The following is an 878-nucleotide window of genomic DNA, read 5'->3' as shown; positions in this document are numbered from 1 at the left end:
GACCACGGTGGGGTCCTCCTTTTGTTGATGGTGTGTGGCGACCCCGCACACCTACCGTTTGACGATCAATTAGGGAAAGCGAACATGGTCTGAGGCGTTAGCGCAAGCCGACCACGCCGAAAACTTTCACCAAAGATCGTCTTCTGACACACGGCGAACCTTACGCCTGCGGATTACCGCAGGTCACAGGGATCCACATTCATCGAAGATCGACTTGCGAATCGAATTGCTCGTATCGCTGATCGAATTGATTTCATCGGCCGAATGATCACTCTCGATCACGACAGCAGATGAACGTAGGTTCGCGGCCAATTCGGCGAACAGTCCGGAAAGTTGCGTCGGAAGTTCACTCGAGACCGAGTCGAACCACGAGGCCGTCTCCCTTGCCGAGGAAGCAGCAGCGCTTGCTTCGGCTCTCAGGTCGGTCTCACCATGATTTCCGGCGTCGACGTAGGCATTGAACGCAACCACGTCGTTTTTCGATCGAGAGACCGCTTCCTCACAGATCGCGAACGCCGCATCTGCCGCATCTGCCGCCGCTTTCGACGAGGACGCGGCGGCCATCGAAATACTCACCTCGGATTGGTATGCAGCCACGTGCGCTTCATTGGGTACTGCCGATCCGGTCACCGCCGCCGAACATCCCACGATCACCGACAGTCCCACTGCGATCGATCCGACCGAGACCCACGCCCCGACCCTGCCGTAATTGATTTCTTTGTTTATTTTTTCCCACCCCTTCATACGTTCCGATCGATCCCCCAAGCCTGTGACTACGGGGAACCATCACACCCCTGCGTCACGCCGAAAAACGCTACCCGAGAGTAACCAGAGGCGAGGTGTGCCGGACCGACCGGGATGGTGAAAGATGAGGTACG

General features: G+C 57.2%; 1 protein-coding gene. It reads right to left on the bottom strand.

The genetic code is table 11. From position 1 onward, the window contains the following. Positions 1-183: 183 nt before the first annotated feature. On the bottom strand, positions 184-744 hold the full coding sequence (locus A2J01_RS36905; protein WP_228401081.1) for a hypothetical protein: 561 nt from the start codon (positions 742-744) through the stop codon (positions 184-186). Positions 745-878: the final 134 nt, after the last annotated feature.

It is taken from the genome of Rhodococcus sp. EPR-134 (assembly GCF_001647205.1).
GTDB lineage: Bacteria > Actinomycetota > Actinomycetes > Mycobacteriales > Mycobacteriaceae > Rhodococcus_F > Rhodococcus_F qingshengii.
Note: the sequence above shows the minus strand (reverse complement) of the source record. Positions and strands in the feature narration are given on the sequence as shown.

Excerpts from the sequence above, each read along its gene's own strand:
- A2J01_RS36905 (WP_228401081.1), bottom strand. The coding sequence starts at position 744 with ATGAAGGGGTGGGAAAAAATAAACAAAGAAATCAATTACGGCAGGGTC.